The sequence below is a fragment of the Variovorax sp. JS1663 genome (genome assembly GCF_002157355.1).
In the GTDB taxonomy this organism is placed as follows: Bacteria; Pseudomonadota; Gammaproteobacteria; order Burkholderiales; family Burkholderiaceae_C; genus Variovorax.
On sequence record NZ_LYMK01000098.1, the window covers coordinates 1 to 5,622 of the forward strand.

The following is a 5,622-nucleotide window of genomic DNA, read 5'->3' on the forward strand; positions in this document are numbered from 1 at the left end:
ATGGACGCGGTTAGTTGTTTGGGTATCGATGCTGTGAGGTGTTGGTGGCTTGGGTGGCTGGCGAGTCTGGGGCGTGATGAGGAGGGGTTTGAAAAAATTTCTTCAAAAAAGTTAGATGGTTCTTCAAAAACCGTGTCATAATCTAAGGCTTCGCTGATCGCAGCGAGGTTGGCAGAAAGAGTGAAGAGCTTGGACTGCTGGGGATCGTTAAAAACATACAGCCGATAAGCGTGGGCGTTTGAGGCGAATGGCCAAGTTCTTCGGAACTGAAGCCTTTTAGGCTTTCAAATGCTCATGAGAATAGAAGTGAAGTTCACTTCAATTCCGTTTTTATGAGTTTGTCTCGCGAGAGACGTTAAATTCAAGATCGAACTATAGAGTTTGATCCTGGCTCAGATTGAACGCTGGCGGCATGCCTTACACATGCAAGTCGAACGGCAGCACGGGAGCAATCCTGGTGGCGAGTGGCGAACGGGTGAGTAATACATCGGAACGTGCCCAATCGTGGGGGATAACGCAGCGAAAGCTGTGCTAATACCGCATGAGATCTACGGATGAAAGCAGGGGACCTTCGGGCCTTGCGCGAATGGAGCGGCCGATGGCAGATTAGGTAGTTGGTGGGGTAAAGGCCTACCAAGCCTGCGATCTGTAGCTGGTCTGAGAGGACGACCAGCCACACTGGGACTGAGACACGGCCCAGACTCCTACGGGAGGCAGCAGTGGGGAATTTTGGACAATGGGCGCAAGCCTGATCCAGCCATGCCGCGTGCAGGATGAAGGCCTTCGGGTTGTAAACTGCTTTTGTACGGAACGAAAAGGCTCTTTCTAATAAAGAGGGCTCATGACGGTACCGTAAGAATAAGCACCGGCTAACTACGTGCCAGCAGCCGCGGTAATACGTAGGGTGCGAGCGTTAATCGGAATTACTGGGCGTAAAGCGTGCGCAGGCGGTGATGTAAGACAGTTGTGAAATCCCCGGGCTCAACCTGGGAACTGCATCTGTGACTGCATTGCTGGAGTGCGGCAGAGGGGGATGGAATTCCGCGTGTAGCAGTGAAATGCGTAGATATGCGGAGGAACACCGATGGCGAAGGCAATCCCCTGGGCCTGCACTGACGCTCATGCACGAAAGCGTGGGGAGCAAACAGGATTAGATACCCTGGTAGTCCACGCCCTAAACGATGTCAACTGGTTGTTGGGTCTTCACTGACTCAGTAACGAAGCTAACGCGTGAAGTTGACCGCCTGGGGAGTACGGCCGCAAGGTTGAAACTCAAAGGAATTGACGGGGACCCGCACAAGCGGTGGATGATGTGGTTTAATTCGATGCAACGCGAAAAACCTTACCCACCTTTGACATGTACGGAATTTGCCAGAGATGGCTTAGTGCTCGAAAGAGAACCGTAACACAGGTGCTGCATGGCTGTCGTCAGCTCGTGTCGTGAGATGTTGGGTTAAGTCCCGCAACGAGCGCAACCCTTGTCATTAGTTGCTACATTCAGTTGGGCACTCTAATGAGACTGCCGGTGACAAACCGGAGGAAGGTGGGGATGACGTCAAGTCCTCATGGCCCTTATAGGTGGGGCTACACACGTCATACAATGGCTGGTACAAAGGGTTGCCAACCCGCGAGGGGGAGCTAATCCCATAAAACCAGTCGTAGTCCGGATCGCAGTCTGCAACTCGACTGCGTGAAGTCGGAATCGCTAGTAATCGTGGATCAGAATGTCACGGTGAATACGTTCCCGGGTCTTGTACACACCGCCCGTCACACCATGGGAGCGGGTTCTGCCAGAAGTAGTTAGCCTAACCGCAAGGAGGGCGATTACCACGGCAGGGTTCGTGACTGGGGTGAAGTCGTAACAAGGTAGCCGTATCGGAAGGTGCGGCTGGATCACCTCCTTTCTGGAAAACAGTCGTTCAAATTGAACGCCCACACTTATCGGTTGTTGGAAGAGGTCGAGTGATCGACTTATGGGTCTGTAGCTCAGCTGGTTAGAGCACCGTCTTGATAAGGCGGGGGTCGTTGGTTCGAGCCCAACTAGACCCACCATCTTCTGATATCCAAGTGAGAGGACATCGGGGGATTAGCTCAGCTGGGAGAGCACCTGCTTTGCAAGCAGGGGGTCGTCGGTTCGATCCCGTCATCCTCCACCAACACCCTGGTAGATATTTCTTCAACACCAAAGCGGCTTTGCGTGCGAACGCGAGGCTTCTTTGTTGTTGATCGAGATTGTTCGATCAATCGGCTGTTCTTTAAAAATTCATAGAGTCGAATCAGCGTTGCCGGCGGAAAGAGCGAAAGCTCACCGTGCCGTCGGCAGCATGAATTTTTGATTGCGTCAAATGAACTTCACTTCGAAGCAATTCGAGCTGAAGACGGCATAACGCGTCAGGTGAAAGACCTGACATATTCCTTGATAGGCTTTGGTCTCTGTGAAGAGACGTCAAAGTTATAGGGTCAAGTGAATAAGAGCATGTGGTGGATGCCTTGGCGATGATAGGCGACGAAGGACGTGATAGCCTGCGATAAGCTTCGGGGAGCTGGCAAATTAGCTTTGATCCGGAGATTTCCGAATGGGGAAACCCACCGAAAGGTATCGTTATCTGAATACATAGGGTAACGAGGCGAACCGGGTGAACTGAAACATCTCAGTAGCTCGAGGAAAAGACATCAACCGAGATTCCGAAAGTAGTGGCGAGCGAAATCGGAAGAGCCTGCTAGTGATAGCGCAAGACTTAACGGAACGGCTTGGAAAGGTCGGCCATAGTGGGTGATAGCCCCGTACGTGAAAAGACTTGTGTGGTACTGAGCTAGCGAAAAGTAGGGCGGGACACGAGAAATCCTGTCTGAAGATGGGGGGACCATCCTCCAAGGCTAAATACTCATCATCGACCGATAGTGAACTAGTACCGTGAGGGAAAGGCGAAAAGAACCCCGGGAGGGGAGTGAAATAGATCCTGAAACCGCATGCTTACAAAAAGTCGGAGCCCGCAAGGGTGACGGCGTACCTTTTGTATAATGGGTCAGCGACTTACATTCAGTGGCAAGGTTAACCGAATAGGGAAGCCGTAGAGAAATCGAGTCCGAATAGGGCGTCCAGTCGCTGGGTGTAGACCCGAAACCAAGTGATCTATCCATGGCCAGGATGAAGGTGCCGTAACAGGTACTGGAGGTCCGAACCGACTAGTGTTGCAAAACTAGCGGATGAGCTGTGGATAGGGGTGAAAGGCTAAACAAACTTGGAAATAGCTGGTTCTCTCCGAAAACTATTTAGGTAGTGCCTCAAGTATTACCTTCGGGGGTAGAGCACTGTTTTGGCTAGGGGGTCATGGCGACTTACCAAACCAAGGCAAACTCCGAATACCGAAGAGTAGAGCTTGGGAGACAGAGCACCGGGTGCTAACGTCCGGACTCAAGAGGGAAACAACCCAGACCGCCAGCTAAGGTCCCTAAAATTGGCTAAGTGGGAAACGAAGTGGGAAGGCTAAAACAGTCAGGATGTTGGCTTAGAAGCAGCCATCATTTAAAGAAAGCGTAATAGCTCACTGATCGAGTCGTCCTGCGCGGAAGATGTAACGGGGCTAAGCCAGTTACCGAAGCTGCGGATGCACAGTTTACTGTGCGTGGTAGGAGAGCGTTCTGTAAGCCTGTGAAGGTGCGTTGTAAAGCGTGCTGGAGGTATCAGAAGTGCGAATGCTGACATGAGTAGCGTTAAAGGGGGTGAAAAGCCCCCTCGCCGTAAGCGCAAGGTTTTCTACGCAACGTTCATCGGCGTAGAGTGAGTCGGCCCCTAAGGCGAGGCAGAGATGCGTAGCTGATGGGAAACAGGTCAATATTCCTGTACCGATGTGTAGTGCGATGTGGGGACGGATCTTAATAGTTCATCCGGGTGTTGGATGTCCCGGTTTAGCTGGATGTAGGCGTCAGGTAGGCAAATCCGCCTGACATATACCGAGGCCAGTGATCGAGCGAGCTTGCTCGCGAAGTGAATGAACGAGGTTCCAGGAAAAGCCACTAAGCTTCAGCTGCACACGACCGTACCGCAAACCGACACTGGTGCGCGAGATGAGTATTCTAAGGCGCTTGAGAGAACTCAGGAGAAGGAACTCGGCAAATTGACACCGTAACTTCGGAAGAAGGTGTGCCCTATTAGTGTGAAGTGAACAACGGAGCATGAACGGGTTGCAAAAAATCGGTGGCTGCGACTGTTTATTAAAAACACAGCACTCTGCAAACACGAAAGTGGACGTATAGGGTGTGACGCCTGCCCGGTGCTGGAAGATTAAATGATGGGGTGCAAGCTCTTGATTGAAGTCCCAGTAAACGGCGGCCGTAACTATAACGGTCCTAAGGTAGCGAAATTCCTTGTCGGGTAAGTTCCGACCTGCACGAATGGCGTAACGATGGCCACACTGTCTCCTCCTGAGACTCAGCGAAGTTGAAATGTTTGTGATGATGCAATCTCCCCGCGGAAAGACGGAAAGACCCCATGAACCTTTACTGTAGCTTTGTATTGGACTTTGAACGGATCTGTGTAGGATAGGTGGGAGGCTTTGAAGTGCGGTCGCTAGATCGCATGGAGCCAACGTTGAAATACCACCCTGGTGCGTTTGAGGTTCTAACCTAGGTCCATTATCTGGATCGGGGACAGTGCATGGTAGGCAGTTTGACTGGGGCGGTCTCCTCCCAAAGCGTAACGGAGGAGTTCGAAGGTACGCTAGTTACGGTCGGACATCGTGACGATAGTGCAATGGCATAAGCGTGCTTAACTGCGAGACTGACAAGTCGAGCAGATGCGAAAGCAGGACATAGTGATCCGGTGGTTCTGTATGGAAGGGCCATCGCTCAACGGATAAAAGGTACTCTGGGGATAACAGGCTGATACCGCCCAAGAGTTCATATCGACGGCGGTGTTTGGCACCTCGATGTCGGCTCATCTCATCCTGGGGCTGTAGCCGGTCCCAAGGGTATGGCTGTTCGCCATTTAAAGAGGTACGTGAGCTGGGTTTAAAACGTCGTGAGACAGTTTGGTCCCTATCTTCCGTGGGCGCTGCAGATTTGAGGAAGCCTGCTCCTAGTACGAGAGGACCGGAGTGGACACACCTCTGGTGTATCGGTTGTCACGCCAGTGGCATTGCCGAGTAGCTAAGTGTGGAAGAGATAACCGCTGAAAGCATCTAAGCGGGAAACTCGTTTCAAGATGAGATCTGCCGGGGCCTCGAGCCCCCTGAAGAGTCGTTCTAGACCAGGACGTTGATAGGTCGGGTGTGGAAGCGCAGTAATGCGTTAAGCTAACCGATACTAATTGCTCGTGCGGCTTGACCCTATAACTTTGATCAGTCGATCAAGTTGTTATGCCAAGTGACGCAATCAAACAGACAAAGCTGATTCCAACTCTATGAATTCGCCGTCCTGACCCAAAACCAGGACAGCAACCCTTTATGCCTGATGACCATAGCGAGGTGGTCCCACTCCTTCCCATCCCGAACAGGACAGTGAAACGCCTCAGCGCCGATGATAGTGCGGGTTCCCGTGTGAAAGTAGGTCATCGTCAGGCTCTTACAGCCCTCAAAAAGCCCAACCCCGCAAGGTTGGGCTTTTTGTTTTAGAGAATCGAAA

2 tRNA genes and 3 rRNA genes are annotated in these 5,622 nt (G+C 51.9%); all 5 read left to right on the forward strand.

The annotated features are described in order from the left end of the window. Positions 1 to 369 precede the first annotated feature (369 nt). The 5 genes from A8M77_RS34620 (at position 370) to rrf (ending at position 5,560) form a co-directional block, all read left to right on the forward strand. A 16S ribosomal RNA gene (locus tag A8M77_RS34620) occupies positions 370 to 1,904 on the forward strand. Positions 1,905 to 1,975: 71 nt separating this feature from the next. Beyond that, a tRNA-Ile gene (locus tag A8M77_RS34625) sits at positions 1,976 to 2,052 on the forward strand. A 28-nt stretch (positions 2,053 to 2,080) separates the two neighbouring features. Then, a tRNA-Ala gene (locus A8M77_RS34630) sits at positions 2,081 to 2,156 on the forward strand. A gap of 302 nt (positions 2,157 to 2,458) precedes the next feature. Further along, positions 2,459 to 5,329: ribosomal RNA gene (locus A8M77_RS34635) — 23S ribosomal RNA — on the forward strand. A gap of 118 nt (positions 5,330 to 5,447) precedes the next feature. Beyond that, a 5S ribosomal RNA gene (rrf, locus tag A8M77_RS34640) occupies positions 5,448 to 5,560 on the forward strand. The 16S, 23S and 5S rRNA genes sit together here with 2 tRNA genes alongside, the layout of an rRNA operon. Positions 5,561 to 5,622 lie beyond the last annotated feature (62 nt).